Annotated in this window: 15 protein-coding genes and 3 pseudogenes; 4 read left to right on the forward strand and 14 right to left on the reverse strand. The window is 73.3% G+C overall.

Going from position 1 to position 22,265, the window contains the following annotated elements:
- Nucleotides 1-13: 13 nt before the first annotated feature.
- The 7 genes from V4Y03_RS01500 to V4Y03_RS01530 form a co-directional block, all read right to left on the reverse strand.
- Nucleotides 14-379: an RNA-binding S4 domain-containing protein gene (locus tag V4Y03_RS01500; RefSeq protein ID WP_332433663.1), complete on the reverse strand. Its 366-nt coding sequence runs from the start codon at nucleotides 377-379 to the stop codon at nucleotides 14-16.
- 17 nt (nucleotides 380-396) lie between these two features.
- Nucleotides 397-897: a hypothetical protein gene (locus V4Y03_RS01505; RefSeq protein WP_033205852.1), complete on the reverse strand. Its 501-nt coding sequence runs from the start codon at nucleotides 895-897 to the stop codon at nucleotides 397-399.
- A 56-nt stretch (nucleotides 898-953) separates the two neighbouring features.
- The gene (locus tag V4Y03_RS01510) at nucleotides 954-3,788 is read right to left on the reverse strand and encodes an ATP-binding protein (RefSeq protein ID WP_332437081.1); all 2,835 of its coding nucleotides are present in this window, start codon (nucleotides 3,786-3,788) and stop codon (nucleotides 954-956) included.
- A 434-nt stretch (nucleotides 3,789-4,222) separates the two neighbouring features.
- Nucleotides 4,223-5,404 carry a thiolase domain-containing protein gene (locus V4Y03_RS01515; protein ID WP_332433666.1) on the reverse strand — a complete coding sequence of 394 codons (1,182 nt, stop codon included), beginning with the start codon at nucleotides 5,402-5,404 and terminating at the stop codon, nucleotides 4,223-4,225.
- Nucleotides 5,397-6,455, reverse strand: coding sequence for a thiolase domain-containing protein (locus V4Y03_RS01520; RefSeq protein ID WP_332433667.1), 1,059 nt, complete (start codon nucleotides 6,453-6,455; stop codon nucleotides 5,397-5,399). The genes V4Y03_RS01515 and V4Y03_RS01520 overlap by 8 nt, the downstream gene beginning before the upstream one ends.
- Nucleotides 6,452-7,411 (reverse strand): Zn-ribbon domain-containing OB-fold protein, encoded by a 960-nt coding sequence (locus V4Y03_RS01525; protein ID WP_332433669.1) that lies wholly within the window; start codon nucleotides 7,409-7,411, stop codon nucleotides 6,452-6,454. The genes V4Y03_RS01520 and V4Y03_RS01525 overlap by 4 nt, the downstream gene beginning before the upstream one ends.
- 231 nt (nucleotides 7,412-7,642) lie before the next feature.
- Nucleotides 7,643-8,443, reverse strand: coding sequence for a crotonase/enoyl-CoA hydratase family protein (locus V4Y03_RS01530; RefSeq protein WP_317877625.1), 801 nt, complete (start codon nucleotides 8,441-8,443; stop codon nucleotides 7,643-7,645).
- A 184-nt stretch (nucleotides 8,444-8,627) separates the two neighbouring features.
- Here V4Y03_RS01530 and V4Y03_RS01535 point away from each other — a divergent pair, with 184 nt between their 5' ends.
- Nucleotides 8,628-10,268: an acyl-CoA synthetase gene (locus V4Y03_RS01535; RefSeq protein ID WP_332433671.1), complete on the forward strand. Its 1,641-nt coding sequence runs from the start codon at nucleotides 8,628-8,630 to the stop codon at nucleotides 10,266-10,268.
- 101 nt (nucleotides 10,269-10,369) lie between these two features.
- On the opposite strand, the pseudogene V4Y03_RS01540 reads toward V4Y03_RS01535, so the two are convergent.
- Nucleotides 10,370-11,689 (reverse strand): annotated as a pseudogene (locus V4Y03_RS01540) (IS701 family transposase); the annotation flags it as partial.
- Between the two features lie 242 nt (nucleotides 11,690-11,931).
- Nucleotides 11,932-13,278, reverse strand: coding sequence for an alpha/beta fold hydrolase (locus V4Y03_RS01545; RefSeq protein ID WP_332433673.1), 1,347 nt, complete (start codon nucleotides 13,276-13,278; stop codon nucleotides 11,932-11,934).
- A gap of 636 nt (nucleotides 13,279-13,914) precedes the next feature.
- Between V4Y03_RS01545 and V4Y03_RS33825 the strand changes: the two are divergent.
- Nucleotides 13,915-14,196, forward strand: a pseudogene (locus V4Y03_RS33825) (pentapeptide repeat-containing protein); the annotation flags it as partial.
- 25 nt (nucleotides 14,197-14,221) lie between these two features.
- Here V4Y03_RS33825 and V4Y03_RS01555 read toward each other — a convergent pair.
- From V4Y03_RS01555 to V4Y03_RS01570, 4 genes and pseudogenes are all read right to left on the reverse strand, one after another.
- Nucleotides 14,222-16,153, reverse strand: coding sequence for a serine/threonine-protein kinase (locus V4Y03_RS01555; RefSeq protein ID WP_332433674.1), 1,932 nt, complete (start codon nucleotides 16,151-16,153; stop codon nucleotides 14,222-14,224).
- Nucleotides 16,154-16,271: 118 nt separating this feature from the next.
- Nucleotides 16,272-17,048 carry a GNAT family N-acetyltransferase gene (locus V4Y03_RS01560; protein WP_332433675.1) on the reverse strand — a complete coding sequence of 259 codons (777 nt, stop codon included), beginning with the start codon at nucleotides 17,046-17,048 and terminating at the stop codon, nucleotides 16,272-16,274.
- Between the two features lie 128 nt (nucleotides 17,049-17,176).
- A pseudogene (locus V4Y03_RS01565) lies at nucleotides 17,177-17,260 on the reverse strand (cupin domain-containing protein); the annotation flags it as partial.
- Nucleotides 17,261-17,365: 105 nt separating this feature from the next.
- The gene (locus V4Y03_RS01570) at nucleotides 17,366-18,589 is read right to left on the reverse strand and encodes a cytochrome P450 (protein WP_332433677.1); all 1,224 of its coding nucleotides are present in this window, start codon (nucleotides 18,587-18,589) and stop codon (nucleotides 17,366-17,368) included.
- A gap of 259 nt (nucleotides 18,590-18,848) precedes the next feature.
- On the opposite strand from V4Y03_RS01570, the gene paaK reads away from it, so the two are divergent.
- Entirely contained in the window at nucleotides 18,849-20,156 is a 1,308-nt protein-coding gene (gene paaK / locus V4Y03_RS01575) for a phenylacetate--CoA ligase PaaK (protein ID WP_332433679.1), read from the forward strand.
- 40 nt (nucleotides 20,157-20,196) lie between these two features.
- On the opposite strand, the gene V4Y03_RS01580 is transcribed toward paaK, so the two are convergent.
- Nucleotides 20,197-21,420 carry a saccharopine dehydrogenase family protein gene (locus V4Y03_RS01580; protein ID WP_332433681.1) on the reverse strand — a complete coding sequence of 408 codons (1,224 nt, stop codon included), beginning with the start codon at nucleotides 21,418-21,420 and terminating at the stop codon, nucleotides 20,197-20,199.
- A gap of 117 nt (nucleotides 21,421-21,537) precedes the next feature.
- On the opposite strand from V4Y03_RS01580, the gene V4Y03_RS01585 reads away from it, so the two are divergent.
- Nucleotides 21,538-22,260 (forward strand): TetR/AcrR family transcriptional regulator, encoded by a 723-nt coding sequence (locus V4Y03_RS01585; protein ID WP_332433682.1) that lies wholly within the window; start codon nucleotides 21,538-21,540, stop codon nucleotides 22,258-22,260.
- Nucleotides 22,261-22,265: the final 5 nt, after the last annotated feature.

Raw genomic sequence — 22,265 nt, forward strand, 5'->3', positions numbered from 1 at the left:
CGGGTCGTACGGGTCAGGCGCGACGGCCACGCAGGTCGTCGAGTTCGCGCCGGTCACGCTTGGTGGGGCGGCCGGCGCCCCGGTCGCGCACGGCGGCGACGGCGACGTGCTCGCGCGGCGGCGGGGGCGGGCTGTTGTCCACATAGGCCTCGGCGGCCACGGGCGGGCCGACCCGCTTGGTGTGGAGTTCCTTGACCTCGACGATCCGCTCCCGGCCGCCGTGGAAGAGCCTGACCTCGTCGCCGGGCTTCACCGGCTGGGCGGGCTTGGCCCGCTCGCCGTTGACCTTGACGTGCCCGGCGCGGCAGGCCGCGGCGGACTGGGAGCGGGTCTTGGTGAGACGGACCGCCCAGATCCAGCTGTCGACGCGCGCGCTCATCGGCCCCCGCCCCTCCCTCAGCCCTGCTGGAACAGCTCGGCGGGCAGCGGCTTGAGCAGCGCGTACAGGTCGTCGGTGATCGGCCGGTCCCAACTGGCGATCGTCACGAGGACGTTGTCGCTGCGATCGAACTGGACGCAGGAGATACGGCTCTCGGAGAGCTTGAGGCGACGGACGATGAGGAGGTTGTCGCCCTGCATCACGGGGACGTCCTCGGCGTCGAGGACCTCGACCGGCTCGTCGTTCTCAAGGGCGGCGAGGAGCTGGGCCACCTCGAAGGGGATCTGGCCGTCCGCGAGCTCGCGCGCCGGGGAGCCCTCCGGGAGATTACCGATGATCATCGCGGGTCCGCGTCCGCCGAAGAGGTCGTAGCGGAGGAAGACGCCCTGGCAGGAGCCGTCGGGCGCGGGCAGCAGACCGGCGCCGAGGTTGCCGGGCCAGTCCCCCGGATCCATGGCCAGGACGTCGAAGTCCGGGCCCGCGGGTGTGGCGGCGCTGCGGCGGCGGAGGAAGGACATACGGCCATGGTACGTGGCCCGGCGCGCGGTGCGACGCGCCGGGCGGATCCGGCCGGTCAGTCCTGTCCGGCGAGGTCGTCGGGGTCCCGTCCCGTGTTCCGCAGGGCCTGGGCGAGGCCCGTGCGATCGGTGCCCAGCTTGCGGTAGACGGCGGAGAGGAGCCGGCCGACCGCGGTCGCGTCGACGCCGAGGGCGGCTGCCGCGTTCTGGTCGCGGACGGTGAGATCGGCGGCGGCGCGCTCACGGGCGGTGAGCGTGTCCGTGCCCGCCGGGTGGAGGGCGCGGGGCCGCAGCCCGGCCGCCGCGAGCTCGGCCCGCGCGACCTCGGCGAGGGCGTCCGCGCCACAGTCCTGGGCGGCCTCGAGGCCCCGGTAGAGGTGCTCGGCGGCCTCCGCGGCGCGCTCGGTGCGGCGCAGTGCCACACCGAGGGCGACGAGGGAGCGGGCCAGCTCGTACGCGGCGGGTGACTGGTCGAGCCAGCTGACGGACTCCTCCAGGAGCTTCACCCGCTCGGAGGGGTCGGAGACCTCGGCGGTCACCCGGAGCGCCTGGCCGATCGCGGAGGGCGCGCCGTACTGGCGGGCGCGGGCGACGGCCTCGTGGGCGATGGCCACCGCCTTCGCCGGGGAGGTCTCCGCCTCGGCGAGCGCGAGGTGGAGCTGCCAGGGGCAGCAGGAGGGGTTGCGCTTGCCGCGCGGGTCGAGGCGCCTGCCGACGGCGGCGAGTTCCTCGGCGGCCTCCTTGGTGCGGCCGGTGGCAAGCAGCAGTTCGGCGTGGACGGTCTCGCAGTCGGGGATGGTGACGGCGGCCGGGAACGGTTCGCCGAAGTCGTGCTCGCGGGCGACCTGCTCGGCCTCGTCGGTCCGGCCGCGGGCGATGAGGACCTCGATCATGACGCCGGTCGCGTACCAGAGGGCCGGGGTGCGGGCTCCGACGCGCTCGGCGAGGCGGAGTCCGGAGCGGGCGAAGTCCTCGGCCTCCATCAGGCGGCCGCGACGGAAGCGTATATAGCCGATGAGGGTGTACGCGAAGGCGAGGTGCGCCCCGCGCCAGCCCTGCTTCTCGAACTCGGCGGTTCCGGCGGCGAAGAGCTCCTCGGCGCGGCCGGGGCGGTCGGCGTAGAGGTGGAGCAGAGCCACGAGGACCGGCACCTCGAAGCCCCGGCTCTCATCGGCCCAGGTCAGGCCGCCTTCGAGGGCGCGCTCGGCATGCTTGAGGGCGACGGAGGCGGGTTCGGCGCGCAGGGTGGCGTCCCAGGCGCGGAGTCCGATGATGTACCGCTCGGTCACGTCCCGGCCGGTGAGCCGGTCGGCGAGGGCCGCGAGGCGCCGGGACCGGGCGGGCGATTCGGGTTCGTCGGCACGCAGGGCGTCCCACATGAACTTCTCGGCCTGCATCCGCAGCCTGCTGCGGGCGTCGGGGGCCTGCCGGGCCTCGTGGCCGAGGAGTTCGGAGGCCTCCACGAGCCGGTCGCTGTGGGCGAGGACCTGGGAGAGGCGGTAGACGATCCCGTGGCGCAGGGCGGGGTCGCTGACGGGCTCTTCCAGGGCGGCGCGCAGATGGTTGACGGTGGTGGCGGGTTCGGTGAGGAGCGAGGAGCAGCCGAGTTCGAAGAGGACGGCGGCCCGGTCGTCGTCGGCGGGCGGTTCGCGCAGGGCGCGGGCGAGGAAGCGGCGGGCTGCGTCGGGGGCTCCGGCGCGGAGGTTCTCGCCGGCGGCGGCGCGCAGTTGGTGCACGACCCAGGGATCGCCCTCGGGGTGGGTCTCCAGGAGGTGGCGGGCCGCGGCGGTGGGTCCGAGGCCTGCGTCGACGACGCACCAGGCGGCCTGGCCGTGCAGGGCGACGCGGGTGCCGGCCGGGATGGAGCGGTAGACGGTGGTGGCGATGAGGGGGTGGACGAACTGGAGCGGTTCGTCCGGCCCTTCGGCCTCGGCGAGGACGCGGGCCTCGCGGAGTCGGGCGGCGCACTCGGCGACCGCCTCGCTGCCGAGACCGGCGACGGCGCCCGCGAGCTGGGGCGAGATCTCGGTGCCGAGGACGGCGCAGGCCCAGGCGAGCCGGACGGTGGGTGAGCCGAGGCGTTCGAGCCGGGCGACGAGGCCGGTGCCCTTGAGGGCGGCCGCGAGGTCGCGGAGTTCGTGGGCGCCGTCGGCGGTGGGTTCGAGTCCCCGGTCGCGGACCTTCGCGGCGAGTTCGACCGCTTCGAAGGGGTTGCCGGAGGTGACGGTCCAGAAGTCGTGGCAGAAGGTGTCGTCGGCCTGGGTGCCGACGCGGTCGCGGACGAGCCGGGCGACGGCTTCGGAGGTGAGCGGTGCGAGCCCGTGGGGGCGTTGCCCGGACCGGTGTCCGGTGAACTCGGCGCCTTCGTCCGGGAGTTCGTCGGGCCGGTAGGCGACGACGAGGAGCATGGGCAGTTCCTCGGCGCGCGGGGCGAACGCGGCGAGCCAGCCGAGTGTTTCGGGGTCGGTCCAGTGGGCGTCGTCGAGGACGACGACCAGCGGTGCGCGGCGTACGGCGAGATGGGTGAGGACCCAGTCGAGTCCGTCGCGCAGGCCCTGGGGGTCGGGCGGCGAACCCTCGGCGGAGGCGCGCAGGCCGAGGGCGGGGCCGACGATGTCGTACCAGGAGCCGAGCCGTTCGCGGAGTTCGGCGTCGGTGGCGTGGGCCAGCTGGGGCTGGAGGAGCTGACGGGCAACGTGGAAGGCGACCCGCTGTTCCTGGTCGCCGCCGCGTGCGGAGAGCACGGTGCAGCCCCGGCCGACGGCGCGGCGACGGATCTCGGCGAGCAGTGTGGTCTTGCCGAGCCCGGCGGGAGCGGCGTAGGCGAGGATGCCGCCGCGCGGGACGGCCGGGGGACGGTCGCCGTCCTCGGCGGCGAACGCGCCGGACACGCTGCCGTCGGCGCGGGCGACGCCGAGATGTCCCCCGTTGGCGAGGCGTACGGGAGGCCGGCCGTCGGCGGGCTGCGGGACGTCCGCCCTTCCGCGGCCGGGCAGCGCGACGAGGCGGGGGCCGGGGCGCTCGCGGGGTGCGGAGAAGCGGTCGGGCCACAGGGAATCGTCGGCGAGGCCTGTCAGGAGGTCGAGGGCCTCCTCGGCCGCGCCGATGGCGGCCTCTCGCTCGAAGAGGCCGAAACCCTGACGTGCCGTCCGGCCGTCGTGCTGTGCCACACTCCACCCCCACACCGGGGGCGCACGCCGGGCGCAGGATCAGGGCGCCCGGCGGGAGGCCCCGCGAAAACCCCAGCGTACGCCCGATGGAGTGAGCTGTGGCGGCCAAACGTCCAGCTACCTTCACGCGTCTCCGTACCCCGGCGGCGGCCGGCTCAACCCGACGGCGGCGTGTCCCCCACGAGCCACATGGAGAAGAACTGCGCGCCACCCCCGTAGGCGTGCCCGAGCGCCCGGCGGGCACCGTCCACCTGGTGCTCCCCCGCCTCCCCCCGTACCTGGAGGGCCGCTTCGGCGAAGCGGATCATTCCGGAGGCGCCGATGGGGTTGGTGGAGAGCACCCCGCCGGAGGGGTTCACGGGCAGGTCCCCGTCGAGTTCGGTCACCCCGGCCTCGGTGAGCTTCCAGCCCTCGCCCTCCTCGGCGAAGCCCAGGTTCTCCAGCCACATGGGTTCGTACCAGGAGAACGGCACGTACATCTCGACCGCGTCGATCTCCCGCCGGGGGTCGGTGATGCCGGCCTGCCGGTAGACGTCGGCGGCGCAGTCCCGGCCCGCGCGGGGCGAGACGAAGTCCTTGCCGGCGAAGAGGGTGGGTTCGCTGCGCATCGCCCCGCCGTGCACCCAGGCGGGCGGGCGGGGTGAACGGGCCGCGCCCGCGCGGTCGGTGAGGACCATGGCGCAGGCGCCGTCCGAGGACGGGCAGGTCTCCGAGTAGCGGATCGGGTCCCAGAGCATCGGGGAGGCCTGCACCTTCTCCAGGGTGAGGTCGTGTTCGTGGAGATGGGCGTACGGGTTCTTGAGCGCGTTGCGCCGGTCCTTGTACGCGACGAGGGAGCCGATCGTGTCGGGGGCGCCGGTGCGGTGCATATAGGCCCGGACGTGCGGCGCGAAGAAGCCCCCGGCGCCGGCGAGCAGCGGCTGCGTGAACGGCACGGGCAGCGAGAGCCCCCACATGGCGTTGGACTCGGACTGCTTCTCGAACGCGAGGGTGAGAACGGTCCCGTGGACGCGCGCGGCGACCAGGTTGGCGGCGACGAGGGCGGTGGAGCCGCCGACGGATCCGGCCGTGTGCACCCGGATCATGGGTTTGCCGACCGCGCCGAGCGCGTCGGCGAGGTACAGCTCCGGCATCATCACGCCCTCGAAGAAGTCGGGGGCCTTGCCGATGACGACGGCGTCGATGTCCGCCCAGGTCAGCTCGGCGTCCGCCAGCGCGCGGAGGGCGGCCTCGCGGACGAGCCCGGCGATCGAGACGTCTCTGCGGGCGGCGACGTGTTTGGTCTGGCCGATGCCGACGACGGCGACGCACTCCTTGGATGTCACAGCCTTAGCCACGGGGCTCCCCTTCCAGGACGGCGACGAGGTTCTGTTGGAGGCAGGGGCCCGAGGTGGCGTGGGCGAGGGCCCGGTCGGAGTCCCCGCGGTGGATGCGGGCGGCGGCCTCGCCGAGCCGGATGAGGCCGGCGGCCATGACGGGGTTGGCGGCGAGCGCTCCGCCGGACGGGTTGACCCTTACGCTCCCGTCGAGGTCGAGGGCCTTGCGCAGGACGACTTCCTGGGAGCTGAAGGGCGCGTGGAGTTCGGCGGTGTCGACGGGCCGCTCGAAGGCTCCGGCGCGTTCGGCGGCGAGGCGGGTGGAGGGCGAGTCGGTGAGGTCGCGGACGCCGAGGGAGTGGGCCTCGATGCGGTGGTCCATGCCGCGGATCCAGGCGGGGCGGGCGCAGAGTTCGCGGGCCCGGTCGCCTGCGGCGAGGATCACGGCGGCGGCGCCGTCGCCGACGGGCGGGCAGTCGCCGGTGCGCAGCGGCCGGACGACGTACTCGCCCTGGGGGCGGGCGCCGGGCAGCTGGGCGTGCGGGTTCGCGGCGGCGTCCTCGCGGCTGCGGGTGGCGATCGCGGCGAGGGCCGGTTCGTCGGTGGCCCCGGCGTCGACGAGGGCCTGCGCCTGGAGGGCGGCGAGCGACACGGAGTCGGGCCAGAGCGGGGCGAGGTAGTAGGGGTCGAGCTGGCGGGTGAGGACGTCGCGCACGGAGCCGGGCGAGGACTTGCCGTAGGAGTAGACGAGGGCGGTGTCGGCCTCGCCAGTGAGGAGTTTCACCCAGGCCTCGTACAGCGCCCAGGCGCCGTCGGCCTCGACGTGGGACTCGGAGATCGGCGGCCAGGCGCCGACGCCGTCGAGGGCCATCGTGAAGGAGAAAGCGCGCCCGGCCAGGTAGTCGGACGAGCCGGAGCAGGTGAAGCCGATGTCGGCGGCCTTGAGTCCGGTCTGCCGCAGGACGTCGTGGAGGACGGGCATGACCATCTCGACCTCGGAGAGGTCGTCGGTGTTCCGTCGGTGGTCGCTCTGGGCGAAGGCGACGATCGCCACCTCTCGGTCGGGCCTCACAGCAGCTCCTTGAAGGTGTCGTAGTCGGCGTCGGGTTCGCCGGTGGGCCGGTAGTGGTCGGGGTACCGCCCGCCCTCGGTCCACACCGGTTCGACCCGCAGGCCCATCCGGACCTCGTCGTACGGGATGCCCGCGATTCGGCCGTGCAGGGCGAGTCCGGCGCCGTCCAGGGCGATGTGGGCGTAAACGTACGGGACCTCGATCTCGGCGTTCCGTGCCTTGATGTTGACGATGCAGAAGGTGGTGACGGTGCCCTTGGGGCCGACCTCGACCCGGTCGGTGGTGGCGACGCCGCAGGTGGGGCAGGCGCCGCGGGGCGGCACGTACACCTTGGCGCAGGAGGGGCAGCGTTCGCCGACGGTCCTGCGCTCGGCGAGCGCCTGGAGGTAGCGGGTCTGGGCGCGGCCGGGGCTGTAGGTGTAGTCGAGGCGGGCGGGGGCGACGATGCCGGTCACGGGCTCGTCGAAGCGGCCGTCGTGCGGGGCGGGTTCGTGCTCCGCCACGCTCTCGTACGGTTCGAAGCAGGCGATGTCCGTGATGGCGCCGGAGCGTTCCGCGGCCCAGCGGACGCGGACCCGCAGTCCGGTGCGGACGGCTTCGGGGCCGGGGGCGTCCAGGGCGTGCAGGAGGGCGGTGTCGGCGCCGTCCAGACGGACGAGCACCCAGGCGAAGGGGGTGTCGAGGGGCTGGCCGGCGCGGGGCTGCGGGTTCCAGGCCCAGGTGGTGACGGTGCCGGTGGCGGCGACCTCGACGAGCTCGCTCAGCTCGGCGGCGGTGACGGGGTCGTACTCGACGGGCGGGACGAGCACGTCGCCGGTCCCGGTGCGGACGCCGAGCAGGGTGCGCTCGCGGAGTCCGGTGAGGAAGGCGGACTGGACGGGGCCGAGGGAGCGGGTGAAGGGGAATTCTACGACCAGGGGGGCGCGGAGGGCCTCCGGCGCCGGGGTGGCTGTCATGGGCGGGCTCCTTGGGGGCTGGTGTGGGCGTGGGTGCGGGGCCGCTGCGCGGGGCCTTCTCCCCTCCCCGCCCCTTCCCGGACCGGGGCTCCGCCCCAGGCCCCGTGTCTCACACGCCGGCGGGGCTGGATCTCCAGCCGGCCCGGCGTTCGGGGGCACGGCCGAAGGCCGTCCGGGGGTCTGGGGGCTTGCCCCCGGTCACGGGAAGGGGCGGGGTGGGGTGGGGAAAGGTCACTCCCGGCGGTACACCGCCGGCCTCTTCTCCGCGAACGCCCGCGCCCCCTCCTTCGCGTCCGCCGTGTCGAAGATCGGCCAGCCCCGCTTCAGTTCGGCGGCCAGCCCCTCCGTCTCGGTCAGTTCGGCCGTCTCGTAGACGGAGGCCTTGACGGCCTCGACGGCGAGCGGGCCGCAGGCGTTGACGCGTTCGGCGAGGTCGAGGGCCGCGTCGAGGGCGGTGCCGTCGGGGACGACCCGGCCGACGAGCCCGATGCGGGCGGCTTCCTCGGCGGTGTACGGGCGGCCGGTGAGGAGCATTTCGAGGGCGTGGGTGCGGGCGATCTGGCGGGGCAGCCGGACGGTGGAGCCGCCGATGGGGAAGAGCCCGCGCCGGACCTCGAAGAGGCCGAAGGTGGCGGAGGCGCCCGCGACCCTGATGTCGGTGCCCTGGAGGATCTCCGTACCGCCGGCGACGCAGTAGCCCTCGACGGCGGCGATGACGGGTTTGCGCGGGCGGTGGTGGCGCAGCATGGCCTTCCAGTGCAGGTCGGGGTCGGCCTTGAGCCGGTCCCGGTACCGCTCGCCCTCCATGCCCTTTCCGGCCAGGGCCTTGAGGTCCATGCCGGCGCAGAAGGATCCTCCCGCGCCGGTGAGGACGACGGAGCGGACGCTGTCGTCCGCGTCGGCCTCCAGCCAGCCGTCGTAGAGGCCGACGAGCATCGGCAGCGAGAGGGCGTTCTTGGCCTCGGGCCGGTTCAAGGTGAGGACGAGCGTGGCGCCTTCGCGCCGCACGCTGAGGTGTTCGGTGCCGCCCATGGGGGTCTCCCGTCTCCAGTTCTGGAACAGGTTGCAGGAGTGGGGAGTCCAGTTCAATAGTTTTCTGACACTCAGTCAGATTCTTCTGCGCACCCCCTTCCCCCTGTCGGCGGACGGCGCTCTAATGACCGCCGAGCCAGTGCGCACCCGTACGAGTCGGTACCAGCCGGGATCTGGAGGAACGGTGGAGTACAACCTTGCCGACCTGTTCGAATCGGTCGTCGACGTGGTCCCCGACCGCGAGGCGCTGGTGTACGTCGATCATCCGGGCACGGGCGAGGAACGCCGGCTCACCTACGCCGCACTCGACGAGGCGGCCAACCGCATCGCCCACCACCTCGTCGACTCGGGCCTCCGGCCCGGCGAACACCTCGGGCTCCACCTGTACAACGGGGTCGAGTACCTGCAGACCGTCCTCGCCTGCCTCAAGGCGCGGCTCGTACCGGTGAACGTCAACTACCGCTACGTCGAGGAGGAGTTGGTCTACCTCTACCGGGACGCCGACCTGGCCGCGCTCGTCTTCGACGCCGAGTTCACCGACCGGGTCGCGGCGGCACTGCCGCAGACGGAGAAGCTGCGGCACCTCGTGCGGGTGGGGACCCCGCCCGAGGGCGCGGCACCGCTCGACTGCGTGCCGTTCACCGAGGCGGAGGCCGCCGGATCGCCGGATCGCGGCTTCGGACCGCGATCCGGCGACGACCTCTTCATCATCTACACCGGCGGCACGACCGGGATGCCCAAGGGCGTCCTGTGGCGCCAGGAGGACCTGTTCTTCGCGGGGCTCTTCGGGGGCGACCCCTCGGGCGAGCCGGTCAAGCGCCCCGAGGAGCTGGCCGAGCGGGTCGCGGCCGGCGGCGCCGGGATCACCTTCTTCCCCGCGCCTCCCCTGATGCACGGCACGTCCACCCTGACCGCGTTCATCGCCTTCGACTACGGCCAGCGGGTCGTCCTGCACCGCAAGTACGTGCCGGAGGAGGTGCTGCGCACCCTGGAGAAGGAGAAGGTCTCCAGCATCTCCCTCGTCGGGGACGCGATGCTGCGCCCGCTGGTGGACGCGCTGCGCGGGCCGCAGAAGGACACGGACCTCTCGGCCCTGTTCAGCCTGTCCTCGTCCGGGGCGATCATGTCCGAGACCGTACGGGCCCAGCTCCAGGAGCTGATGCCGAACGTGCTGCTGCTCAACAACTTCGGCTCCACCGAGTCCGGTTCCAACGGCCGTGCCACCGACGACTCCGGCCCGGCCAAGGGCTTCCGGCTGCATGTCAACGAACGCACCCAGGTCGTCGACCCGGTGACCCTCTCCCCCGTCACCCCGGGCGAGATCGGCCGCCTCGCCCAGCGCGGGCACGTACCGCTCGGCTACTACAACGACCCCGCCAAGACCGCCGAGACCTTCTTCGAGCGGGACGGGGTGCGGTGGGTGCTCCTCGGGGACATGGCGACCGTGGACGAGTCCGGGGTCGTCACCGTCCTCGGGCGCGGCTCCCAGTGCATCAACACCGGTGGCGAGAAGGTCTACCCGGAGGAGGTGGAACAGGCCCTGAAGTCCCACCCCGACGTCTACGACGCCCTCGTCGCGGGAGTCCCCGACGCCCGCTGGGGCAACCACGTCGCGGCGGTCGTCCAGCTCCGCGCGGACGCCCCGGCGCTGGACCTGGAAGCCCTCCAGACCCACTGCCGCCCGCGCCTGGCGGGCTACAAGGTCCCCCGCCAGCTGGTCCTCACCGACCGCATCCAGCGCTCCCCCAGCGGCAAGGCGGACTACCGCTGGGCCCGCACGGTGGCGGTGGAGGCGGACGCGCGGGACGCGGGCGAAGAGGCCTAGGGCCTGTCGTCGAACTCCCGTCGTCGCCCGAAGGGCGGCCCTAGTAGGGCTTGGTCAGGTTGGTATCGCCGTGGGTATGTCGCGGTGACAGGTGGGGCAGGCGCCGTTCCAGGTGGCGAGGAGAGTCTGTAGTTCGCGGACGATCCGGTAGAGGCTGAGGCCGGCGCCGTGTCTTTTGGGGCTCTGGCCAGCCGCTGGAGGGTGCAGAAGGCGTGCGCGACGGAGACGAGGGTGACGTGGTGGTGCCAGCCGTTGAAGGTGCGGCCCTCGAAGTGGGCAAGTCCCAGGGCCTGTTTCATCTCGCGGTAGTCGTGCTCGATGCGCCAGCGGAGCTTGGCCAGGCGGACCAGGGTGGTCAGCGGGGTGTCGGCGGGCAGGTCGGACAGCCAGAACTGGACGGGTTCGGCCTGGTCGGCCGGCCACTCGGCCAGGAGCCAGCACTCGGGCAGCTCCGGGCCGTCAACGGCCTGGCGGACCTCGCGTCCGGCAGGCCGGATCCGCATGGTCACAAACCGCGAGTACATCCGTTTCAAGCCGCTGCGGCCGGTGCCGGGCCGGGAGCCCTCGCGCCATTGCACCGGCTTCGCCGCCTTCCGGCCCGCCGCGATGACCAGCTGTTTCACCAACTGTGGCTTGTCCGGGTACTTCGCAACGGGGGGCCGTCCGTTCCCGCGGTAGGGCTCGGCCACCGGCACTGCCTTGCCGGGCTGGGCCGAGAGGGTGGTCGAGATCCCCACCACGTAGTTGAGGCCGCGGGCCTGCAGGCCGTGCCGGAAGGCCGCGGCGTCGCCGTATCCGGCGTCCGCGACGGCCAGTGGCACGTCGATACCCCATGAGCGGGTCTCGTCGAGCATGTCGAGTGCGAGTTGCCACTTCTCCACGTGCCGGACGTCGTCGGGGATGCCGCATGCAGTGCGGCGGGCAGCCTTGTCGGGGTCCGCCTTCGGCGACGCGGGATCCCAGGTCTCGGGCAGGAACAGCCGCCAGTTGACCGCCGCCGAGGCATGGTCGGACGCCAGGTGCAACGAGACCCCCACTTGGCAGTTGGTGACCTTGCCCGCGGTGCCGGTGTACTGCCGGGACACGCACGCCGAGGCGTTGCCGTCCTTGAGGAACCCGGTGTCATCGAAGATCAGCGCACTCGGCCGGATCGCCGCTTCCATTTTCCAGGCGAGCCGGGCCCGCACATGTGCCGGATCCCACGGGCTGGTGGTGATGAAGTGGGCCAGGGCCTGCCGGTTCCCGTCCTCACCCAGCCGGGCCGCCATCGGCTCGACCGACTTACGCTGCCCGTCGGTCAGCAGCCCACGCAGGTAGACCTGCCCCCACCGACGCTGATCGTTCCGCGCGAACGGCTCGAAAACCTCCGCCGCGAAATCCTCCAGATCACACCGCACCGCGGCCAAGTCCTCAGGCGTCACATCCGATTCAACGGCACAACCACTCATCTGGACACGCCACCAACGACTGAACCTGACCAAGCCCTACTAGGGCCTGTCGTCAAATTCCCGTCGTCGCCCGAAGGGCGGCCCTGCGGCGTCTGGTGCGTGCTCTCGGCGTGCCGGGCGGAAGCCCTCGTACTGGACCGTACTTGGGCTTTCGCCCGGTGCGGCGAGAGCGCGTGCCAGGCGTCGTGGGGCAGGCGGGAGTTTGACGACAGGTCCTAGCCCGACAGGCCGAACTCCCGTACCGCCCCGAGGAACGCGTCCCGCCGTGTGGTGTGGACGAGGTGTCCGGCGTCCTCGATCGTGACCAGACGGCCGTCGGGAACGTGCTCGGCCAGCCACGTCAGGTGCTCCTGGGGGACGTGGCTGGCCGGGCCTCCCGCGAGGACCAGGGTGGGGGCCCCGATCGCCGGGACCTCCGCCCGCCAGGCGGGGTCCGGGGCGTTCAGCTGGGCGTCGGTGGCCGGGACGATCTCCCAGTCGAAGCCGAGCCGCCCCTCGGGCCGCTCGGCCGGCGGGCGCGGCGGGTCGAGCGGGAAGAAGACCGGGGGCTCCTCCAGGACGAGCCGGCCGATCAGTTCCGGTGCGCGCTGGGCGAGGAGGTACGCGGCGGCGGCGCCCATCGAGTGGGCGACGACGGTGGCGCGGGCGAGCCCGAGGGCCTCGATGAAGCCGCCGAGTTCGTCGCGGAAGGCGTCGAAGCCGTAGCGGCCGGGCCGGTCGCTCAGTCCGTGGCCGCGCAGGTCGACGGCGTACACCCGGTGGTCGGCGGCGAGTTCCGCCGCGACCTCCGCCCACGTGGTGCTGTTCTCGCCGCGCCCGTGGACCAGGACGACGGACGGGGCGCCCTCGGAGCCCCGTACCCGGTAGGCGAGGCGCACGCCGTCCACCGTGACCGTACGCACCTCGGGGTCGAGGAAGGCGGCGACGGGGCGGACGAAGGCGTCCGCGTCGTCCACCCACGGGAAATGCCCGGCGCCCGGCTGGACGACGAGTTCGGCGTACGGGAAGCAGGCGGCGGCCTCGGCCGCCTTCGCCGGGGTGGGACCTGCGTCGTACTCCCCCGCCAGGACCAGGACGGGAGCGGTGAGCGCGGCGAGCGCGCGACGGGTCCGTTCCGGGTCGTACGCGCCCTCGCCGTGGTGGGCGTCGGCCGCCCGGTGGCTCCGCCGCTCCTCTTCGGTGGTCCCGACGCCGAGCGCGCGGCCCGGGGAGGCGACGAGGACGAGCGAGCGGATCCGCCCGGGGTGCGCGGCGGCGTACAGGGTGGCGAGGTCGCCGCCCGCCGAGTGGCCGAGGAGGTCGATCCGCTCCGGGCCGAGGTGGGCGCGGAGCGCCTCGACGTCGCCGGGCCGCCAGTCGCAGCGGTACGTCCCCGGGTCGGCCGGCGCGGCGCTCGCCCCGGTGCCAGGGGCATCGAGCAGGACCAGGGTGCGGTGCGCGGAGAGTCCGCCGAGGTGGTCGGCGTCGCGCGGCGGGCCGCCCGCCAGACACACCAGCGGCTCGCCCTCCCCGGTGACCCGGTAGGCGAGTTCGGTCCCGTCGTACGTCGTGAAATGCGGCATGGCAGCGATCCTCAACGGCCCGGGGCGATCTCCGCAATCGGTTTCGGCGGGAGGCGGTACGGTGAGCGGACCGTCCCCGATCAGCGAAGGAACCGTTCCACCGTGCCCGAGACCCGGGAAGCCGCGCTGCGCGGCGATTGCGCGAACTGCTTCGGCCTGTGCTGCGTGGCGCTGCCCTTCGCGAAGTCCGCCGACTTCGCCGTGAACAAGGCCCCCGGCGAGCCCTGCCGGAACCTGCGGGACGACTTCCGCTGCGGCATCCACACCCGGCTGCGGACGAGCGGTTTCCAGGGCTGCACGGTGTACGACTGCTTCGGCGCCGGTCAGCAGGTGTCCCAGGTGACCTTCGGCGGGGTGTCCTGGCGGGAGGCCCCGGAGACCGCGGGCCGTATGTACGACGTGTTCCATGTGATGCGGCAGCTGCACGAGCTGCTGCGCTATCTGACCGAGGCGGTGGGCCGTCCGGCCGCCCGCCCGGTCCACGCCGAGCTGCGGACGGCGCTCGCCCGTGTCGAGGAGCTGACGGCGGGCTCGGCGGACGCGCTGGAGCAACTGAGCGTGCCCGAGGTCCGCGCCGATGTGAACCGGCTGCTGCTGCGGACGAGCGAGCTGGTCCGCGCGACGGCCGGCGGGAGGCCGAAGAGCCGGCGCGGGGCGGATCTGGTCGGGAAGCGGCTGCGCGGGGCGAAGCTGCGGGGCACCGACCTGCGCGGGGCGCTGCTGATCGCCGCCGATCTGTCCGGGGCCGATCTGTCGCTCACGGACCTGATCGGCGCCGACCTGCGGGACGCCGATCTGTCGGGAGCGGACCTCACCGGCGCGCTCTTCCTGACCCAGCCGCAGCTGAACGCGGCGCGCGGGAACGCCGAGACCCGCCTCCCGGAGGGTTTCGAGCGCCCCGCGCACTGGACGTCCTGACCGCCGCGGCGGCTTCCCCGTACGGCTACGAGGAGGGCGCCGCGTTGCGCCAGACCGTCACGTCGAGCGTCAGATAGGTGCTGGGCGACTCCTCCGGGGAGATGCCCTTGACGGTGACGAGGCCCATGTGGCCGGTGCCGGTGGTGACGCAGAGCTGGCGGCCCTGGGAGAGCTTGTTCACGTAGACGTTCTGCGTGAAGCGGGTCTCCGCGCGGCAGACGGCGAGGGAGCCCCGCTGCCCCGGATCGAGGAGCACCAGGTTGCCGCCGACGCTCTCGGCGTCGAGGTACCCGCCGGTGTCGTAGGACAGTTCGTACTCGCCGTCCTCGCCGTCCTGGGGCCGTACGACCTCGTCGCCGAGGGTCAGGTGGTAGCCGGCGGTGAGGTTGATGTTCCGGAAGTCGGCGGGCGTCGGTTCGGGCCGGGTCGAGGGCTTCTCGCTCGGGGTGCCGGCGGTGGCTCCGGTTCCGCCGGTGGTGCCGGACGTGGTGGCTCCGCCCGTGCCGCTCGGCTTGTCGTTCTCCGACGCGGTCGGCTCCCCCTTGCCCTTCAGGAGGGCGTAGGCGGTCACGCCGCCGACGACACCGAAGGCGAGTACGGCGGCCAGGGCGACGAGCAGGACGCGCTTGGCGGAGCCGCGCGGGGCGCCGGGGGGCGTGGGCATCGGCCGGCCGGGGGCACCGGGGTACTGGAAGTGCGCCGCGGGGACCGGGCCCTGCGTGGGCGCGTAGGCGTGGGCCTGCGCGGGGTGGGGCTGTCCGGGGTACGGCTGTCCCGGGTGTCCCTGTCCCGGCTGCGGCCCGCCGGTGTACGGCTGTCCCGCGGGCGGCGTCGGCGGGCCGTACGGTCCCGGCCGGTGTCCGGCGGCGGGCGGTCCGTACGCGCCGGGCGGGACGGTCGGCGCGGCGACCGGCGGGGTCGGACCGGAAGGGGCGGTCGGGGCGTAGGCCACGCCGGGGGCGGCCGGCCCGGCCGGAGCGGTGGGCGGGTGACCGGGGGCGGTCTGCGGGGGCGGCGGCGTCTGGAGGGGCGCGGGGGCCGCCGCGCGCGCCGTGATGTCGGCGGAGACGGCGCCGGGCAGCCAGTCCTCGGGCCTGCGGAGCACCGTCGCCGCGTTCGCCGCCTGGCAGAGCGCGATGACCTCGGGGATCGAAGGACGCGCCTCGGGGTCCTTGGCGAGGCACCGGGTGACCAGCTCGGTCAGCCGCTCGGGCACGGCACCGAGGTCCGGCTCCTCGTGGACGATCCGGTACAGCACGCCGTGCGAGGTTCCCTCGCCGAACGCGGGGAGGCCGGTCGACGCGTACGCCGCGACCTGGCCGAGGGCGAAGATGTCCGTCGCCGGGGTCACCTTGCGTCCTGCGGCCTGTTCGGGCGCCATGAAGGACGGGGTGCCGATGGTGACGCCGCTGCCGGTGAGCGAGGTGGCGTCGGCGGCGTGGGCGATGCCGAAGTCGATGACGCGGGGCCCGTCGGCGGCCAGGAGCACGTTGGACGGCTTGAGGTCGCGGTGGACGATCCCGGCGCCGTGGATCACGTGCAGGGCCTCGGCCATCCCGGCGACGAGCAGCAGCACCGTCTCCACGGGCAGCGCCCCGTGGGTGACGACCGCGTCGGCGAGCGAAGGGCCCGGGACGTAGGCGGTGGCCAGCCAGGGCTGCGCGCCCTCGGGGTCGGCGTCGATCACGGGGGCCGTGAACAGCCCCTGCACGCGCTGAGCGGAGCGCACCTCCTGGGCGAACCGGCGGCGGAACTCCGCGTCCTCACCGAACTCGGGCCGGATCAGCTTGATCGCGACGGGCCGTCCGCCGGGCGTGTACGAGAGGTACACCTTCCCCATGCCGCCGGCCCCGAGCCTGGCGGCCAGCCGGTACCCGGCGACCGTGGTGGGATCGTCCGCCGCGAGCGCCTGGAAGACCTCGCCCGCGCCGCCCCGATCCGACTGCTGACCACCCATGAACCCGTGTCTCCCCACGCAGACCTCAATTACCGGACGGCACCCTACCGTTCCCGCGCGGCCGGCCGGTCCCATGGGCGAGGGCCCCGCGCGCCCGGCACGATCCGAGGGACAGGCCCTAACCGCCGTACGTATAGGGAGTGGTGGTCGTGAGCGTCAGGAAGCCGAGGCGGTGGAGGATGGGCCGGCTCGTGTCGGCCGCGTCGACCTGGACGTAGCGGTGGCCGCGTTCGGCCGCGATGCGGGCGCGGTGGGAGACGAGGGCGCGGTAGAGGCCGCGGCCCCGCCAGCCCTCGACGGTGCCGCCGCCCCACAGCCCGGCGAAGTCGGTGCCGGGGCAGAGTTCGAGGCGGGCCGCGCTGACGGGTTCCCCGGCGGCGAGGGCGACGACGGCGGTGACGGTGTCGGGGTCGGCCGCGAGCCGGTCCAGGAGCTGGCGTCCGATGTGGGCGCTGTCGGTGCCGAAGGCGCGCTCGTGGACCTCGACCACCTGGCGTACGCCGGACTCGTCGGTGACGGCGCGCAGTTCGACGCCCTCGGGCAGCGGGACGTCACCGGGCAGCGCGGCGGCCTCGGCGACCATCAGGGTCTCGGGGTCCTCCGCGGTGAATCCGGCGGCGAGGAGCCGGTCGCCGAGGTCGGCGGGGGTGTCGTGGGCGTACAGCTTCCACTCGAAGGACAGCCCGGCCGCCCGGTAGTGCTCGATCTGCTCGGCGACGGCGCGGTCCGCGTCGCCGTCGCCGAGGCCGGACCAGAGCACTCCGTTCCAGGCGTGTGCGGGTCCGGTCTGGCGGACGACGTCGCCGACGCGTTCGATCCGGCAGCCGGGGCCGTCGGGGCGGGCCTCGCGGCGCAGCTGACGGTCGTACAGGTCACGGAGGTGCTGGGGTTCCATGCGGGTCACTCCAGCACCGGGGGCGGTGGCCGGGCAACGGGATTACCGGGCCGCCGGAACCTCCGTATCCGCTTCCGCACCGGCCGGTGTCCGCCCCGCCCGGCCCGCGTCGTGCCGCAGCGGGGTGATGGCGGCGGCGAGGCCTGGAACCGCATGCGCACGGGTTCGCCGGTGGGGTTGGCGAAGGCGTGCGGGCAGCCCGGCGGGAGAAGGTGACGTGCTGGGCGGCGGTGGTGAAGGTCCTGCCGTGGCCGGGCGGCACGATGAGGCCGCCGCCCGGTCCGGTCGCGGTGGCGGTGACGGGGTTCGCGCTCCTCTCACCAGATGACCGGGAGGGTCTCGGGGCCGCGGATGAGAGCTCCGCGCTGCCAGCGCAGCTGGTCCTCCGGGACGGCGAGGCGGAGGTCCGGGAAGCGGGTCCACAGGGACTCGACGAGAATCTCGGACTCGATGCGGGCGAGGGCGGAGCCGGGGCAGTAGTGGGGGCCGTGGCCGAAGGCGACGTGCGGGTTGTAGCCGCGGTCGAAGTCGAGCCGTTCGGGGTCGGGGAAGACGGCGGGGTCGCGGTTGGCGGTCAGGTAGGAGACGTAGACCGGGTCGCCGGACGGGATGGTGACCCCGCCGACCTCGACGTCCTCCAGGGCGATCCGGGAGAGGCCCACGGCGTTGCGGTGGGGGATGTAGCGGAGGAGTTCGTCGACGGCCTGCGGTACGAGCCCGGGTTCGGCGCGCAGCCGGGCGAGGTGTTCGGGGTGGGTGAGCAGCGCGTACACCATGTTGGCGCTGTTGTTCCGGACGGCGTGGGCGCCGCCGATCTGGATGAGCACGGCGAGGCCGACGGCCTCGTGCTCGGTGAGGGTCTCGTCGTCGACGGCGTCGGCGAGGACGGCGGCGAGGGTCTCCTGGCCGGTGCCGTGGTTGCGGCCGACGAGTTCGGTGAAGTAGCGGCCCATGTCGGCCTTGGCCCGCTCGCCGGCCTCGCGTCCGGCGCCGGCGGAGAGGAGGGCGTCGGACCAGCGGGCCATCAGCGGCCGGTCGCCCTCGGGCACGCCCATGAGTGCGCTGACCATGACGAGCGGGAACGGCCGGTTCACGAGTTCCATGAGGTCGGCGGGGGCCCCGTGCTCCTCGACGCGGTCGAGGAGGCGGTCCATGACGTCCTGGGCGTGCTCGCGCAGGGAGCGCAGGGCGCGGACGCTGAAGGCGCGGGCGACGACGCCGCGCATCCGGGTGTGGTCGGGCGGGTCGGCGAAGCCGACGGCGCCCTCCATCGGGATGAAGTGGGGGGCGACGCGCGTGATGGAGCGGCCCCGGACGGCATGGCGGCTGAAGCGGGGGTCGACGGAGACGAACTTGACGTCCTCGTACCGGGTGACGAGCCAGGCGTGGCCCTCACCGTGCGGCAGCCGGACCCGGGTGACGGGGTCCTCGTGGAGCAGCTTGGCGAGCAGCGGGTCGAAGTCGAGACCGGTGAGGTCGGGCACGGCCCAGAAGTGGACCTGGGGGGCGTCGGCGGTGCCGGGTACGTGTGTGTCGAGCATGCGGGGGACCCTGTCTCCCTGACGTCGGGGGCGCTCCAGTCCTTCCCTCCGTGACCGGTGCGGCCGACCGTACCCGCCGGAAAGCACACAAAGGCGTGATGTCGGAGTGAATGCCGTGGTCCGCGCGCGTGGACCGGGCTCCGGACCGATATCCGGTGCACGACCCCTTGCCAACCCCCGGGTACCTCCGGTTTTACTGATCCCGAACGGACTACCGAATGATCGGTCGTCCGTTTTACGACCGTGGAGGAGTGGCGCGATGACGGAACTGCTGGACAGCGGCGAACGGCTCGGACGCGAGGAGCTGGCGGTCCTCCAGCTGGAGCGGCTGCGCGCCACCCTGCGGCACGCGTACGAGAACGTGGACTTCTACCGGCGGTCCTTCGACGCGGCCGGGGTGACCCCGGACGACTGCCGTACGCTCGCGGACCTGGCCCGCTTCCCCTTCACCGCGAAGGCGGACCTGCGCGACCAGTACCCCTTCGGGATGTTCGCCGTCGACCAGTCCGAGGTCCGGCGCATCCACGCCTCCAGCGGCACCACCGGACGGCCGACCGTCGTCGGCTACACCGAGGGCGACCTCGACATGTGGGCCGACATGGTGGCCCGGTCCCTGCGCGCCGCGGGCGCCCGCCCCGGGCACAAGGTCCACGTGGCGTACGGGTACGGCCTGTTCACCGGCGGACTCGGCGCGCACTACGGCGCGGAGCGCCTGGGCTGCACGGTGATCCCCGCCTCGGGCGGCATGACGGCCCGGCAGGTGCAGCTGATCCAGGACTTCCGGCCCGAGGTGATCATGGTGACGCCCTCGTACATGCTCACCCTCCTCGACGAGTTCGAGCGGCAGGGGGTGGACCCCCGGTCGACCTCCCTGAAGGTGGGCGTCTTCGGCGCCGAGCCGTGGACGGAGGCGATGCGGAAGGAGATCGAGGAGGCCTTCGCGATCGACGCGGTCGACATCTACGGCCTGTCGGAGGTGATCGGCCCCGGTGTGGCGCAGGAGTGCGTGGAGACCAAGGACGGCCTGCACATCTGGGAGGACCACTTCTACCCGGAGGTCGTGGACCCGTTCACCGGCGAGGTCCTCCCCGAAGGCGAGGAGGGGGAGCTCGTCTTCACCTCCCTCACCAAGGAGGCCATGCCGATCGTCCGCTACCGGACCCGGGACCTCACCCGGCTGCTGCCGGGGACGGCGCGGGTGTTCCGGCGGATGGAGAAGGTCACCGGACGGAGCGACGACATGATCATCCTGCGCGGGGTGAACCTCTTCCCCACCCAGATCGAGGAGATCGTGCTCCGCACTCCGGCGGTGGCCCCGCACTTCCAGCTGCGGCTGACGCGCGAGGGCCGCCTCGACGCCCTGACCGTCCGTGCCGAGGCCCGCCCCGGGGCGACGGACGAGGACCGCGAGCAGGCGGCCCGGACGATCGCGGCGGCCGTCAAGGACGGCGTCGGGGTGTCGGTCGGGGTCGAGGTGGTCGACCCCGAGACACTGGAACGCTCGGTGGGCAAGATCAAGCGCATCGTGGACCTGAGGGACCGCGGCCCCGAGGGGGCGTCCGAGTAGGACGCGCGCCCTCGGTCGCCCACCCGAGGGGCGGTCGGGTTCAGATCTCCTCGCGGAGCCCCCACGGGGAGCCGTACGCGCCGAGCAGGTCGAGGAACGGGCGGGGCGGCAGCGCCTCGGGGCCGAGGACGCCGCTCGCCTTCCACGTACCGTTGGCGATCAGCTCCAGGGCGATCACCGGGTTGAGGGCGGTCTGCCAGACCACGGCCTGGGAACCGTACTCGCGCATCGTCCACTCGTTGTCGACGACGTGGTAGAGGTAGACCTCGCGCGCGGCGCCGTCCTTGGTGCCCTTGACCCAGGTGCCCGCGCAGGTCTTGCCCTTCATACGGTCCCCCAGCGTGGCCGGGTCGGGCAGGCAGGCGGCGACCACGTCGCGCGGGGAGACCTGGACCGGCCCGTCCGCGCCGGCGACGGTGACCTTCGCCGTCGAGTCGAGGCCCAGCTCGCGCAGGGTCTTCAGCTTGGCGATGAAGTCGTCACCGAGCCCGTACTTGAACGTCACCCGGCCCGCGTCCACCCAGCGGGGCATCAGGAGGACCTCCTCGTGCTCGACGTTCACGCACTCCACCGGGCCGATGCCCTCGGGGAAGTCGAAGACCTCCGGCTCGCTGAACGGTGCCGTGGTGAACCAGCCGCGGTCCTTCTCGTAGACGACCGGCGGGTTGAGGCACTCCTCGATGGTCGTCCAGATGCTGAAGGAGGGCGCGAAGTCGTAGCCCTCGACGGTGAGGTTGGCGCCGTCACGGACGCCGAGCTCCTCGATCTCGTCGAAGAGCTCGTCGGCCGCGTAGCGGGCGAACACGTCCGACATGCCCGGCTCGACGCCCATGCCGACCAGGGCCAGGCGCTCGGACTTCTCCCAGGCCTCGGCCTGGGAGAACTGCTCGTCGCCGAGCTTGACCCCGCACTGCTCGTAGGGCGCGGTCGGGTGCGGCACGGACAGCGACATCGCCATGTCGACATAGTGCGCGCCCGCGGCCAGCGCCGCGTTGAACAGCGGCATCACGAAGCGGGGGTCCGTCGCGTTCAGCAGCACGTCGCAGTTCTGCTCGATGAGGAGGCGACCGACCGCCGCCTCGTCGGAGGCGTCCACGCGGTGGGCGCTGAACCGGCTCTCCTCCTCGCCGAGCGCGGCCACCGCGGCCTCCGCGCGGGCGAGGTCGTAGTCGGCGACGACCATGTGGGCCAGGAAGTCGCGACGGGCCGCGATACGGGTGACGGCGGTTCCGACGCCGCCCGCACCCACGAGAAGTACACGCATGTCACACACCATTTCGTCGAGTCCGTCCCGGCGGAATGCCCGGGAACGCCTCGATGGAACACGACTCCGGCGGTTAAGGTCTACGGCGTTGGCATAAGGACCGGAGAGGGTGGCGGGATGCCGAAGAAGGTGGTGCCGGAGACGGAGCGGCGCAGGCGACGGCCGACCCGGCAGGGCACCGTCCTGTCGGAGCGGCTGATCGTGCGGACGGCGCTGCGGATGCTGCGCGAGCACGGGAGCGCCGGGCTGACCGCGCGCCGGCTCGGCGCCGCTCTCGGCGCCGACCCGAGCACCGTCTACCGGTACTTCGCCGGCCTGGACGGGCTGACCCGGGCCATCGGCGAGGAGCTGATGGGCCGGGCCCTGGACAGCTGGACGGCCACCGGGGCGTGGCGTGCCGACCTACGCGCCCTGGGGCTCGCCATCCACGCCTCCTACCTCGCCCACCCCCAGGCCGCCCTGCTGACCGCCAGCCGTGTCACCGGCCGTCCCCGGGAGATCGAGGTGGACGAGACGATCCTCGGCGTCCTGCGCGGGGCCGGCTTCGGCGACGCGGACGCGGTGGGCGTCTACCACGCGTTCATCGACCTGGCACTGGCCTTCGCGGCCCTGGACGCGGGCGCGCTGGCCATCAAGGACGAGGTCAGGGAGGCGGACGAGGAGATGTGGACCTCCACGTACGCCCGGCTGCCCGCCGAGACCCATCCCCACATCGCCGCCACCGCACCGCTGCTGGCGGACCGGATGAACGACAGCGCCTATCCGGTCGTACTGGACACACTGCTGGGCAGAGCGGAAGGTCTCCTGGCCGCGGGGCGGAGGCCCGGGGGCGCGCCGTGACGTGA

It is taken from the genome of Streptomyces sp. P9-A4 (genome assembly GCF_036634195.1).
Lineage (GTDB): Bacteria > Actinomycetota > Actinomycetes > Streptomycetales > Streptomycetaceae > Streptomyces.

Excerpts from the sequence above, each read along its gene's own strand:
- V4Y03_RS01500 (WP_332433663.1), bottom strand. The coding sequence starts at position 379 with ATGAGCGCGCGCGTCGACAGCTGGATCTGGGCGGTCCGTCTCACCAAG.
- V4Y03_RS01505 (WP_033205852.1), bottom strand. The coding sequence starts at position 897 with ATGTCCTTCCTCCGCCGCCGCAGCGCCGCCACACCCGCGGGCCCGGAC.
- V4Y03_RS01525 (WP_332433669.1), bottom strand. The coding sequence starts at position 7,411 with ATGACAGCCACCCCGGCGCCGGAGGCCCTCCGCGCCCCCCTGGTCGTA.
- V4Y03_RS01530 (WP_317877625.1), bottom strand. The coding sequence starts at position 8,443 with ATGGGCGGCACCGAACACCTCAGCGTGCGGCGCGAAGGCGCCACGCTC.
- V4Y03_RS01545 (WP_332433673.1), bottom strand. The coding sequence starts at position 13,278 with ATGCCGCATTTCACGACGTACGACGGGACCGAACTCGCCTACCGGGTC.
- V4Y03_RS01555 (WP_332433674.1), bottom strand. The coding sequence starts at position 16,153 with ATGGGTGGTCAGCAGTCGGATCGGGGCGGCGCGGGCGAGGTCTTCCAG.
- V4Y03_RS01560 (WP_332433675.1), bottom strand. The coding sequence starts at position 17,048 with ATGGAACCCCAGCACCTCCGTGACCTGTACGACCGTCAGCTGCGCCGC.
- V4Y03_RS01570 (WP_332433677.1), bottom strand. The coding sequence starts at position 18,589 with ATGCTCGACACACACGTACCCGGCACCGCCGACGCCCCCCAGGTCCAC.
- paaK (WP_332433679.1), top strand. The coding sequence starts at position 18,849 with ATGACGGAACTGCTGGACAGCGGCGAACGGCTCGGACGCGAGGAGCTG.
- V4Y03_RS01580 (WP_332433681.1), bottom strand. The coding sequence starts at position 21,420 with ATGCGTGTACTTCTCGTGGGTGCGGGCGGCGTCGGAACCGCCGTCACC.
- V4Y03_RS01585 (WP_332433682.1), top strand. The coding sequence starts at position 21,538 with ATGCCGAAGAAGGTGGTGCCGGAGACGGAGCGGCGCAGGCGACGGCCG.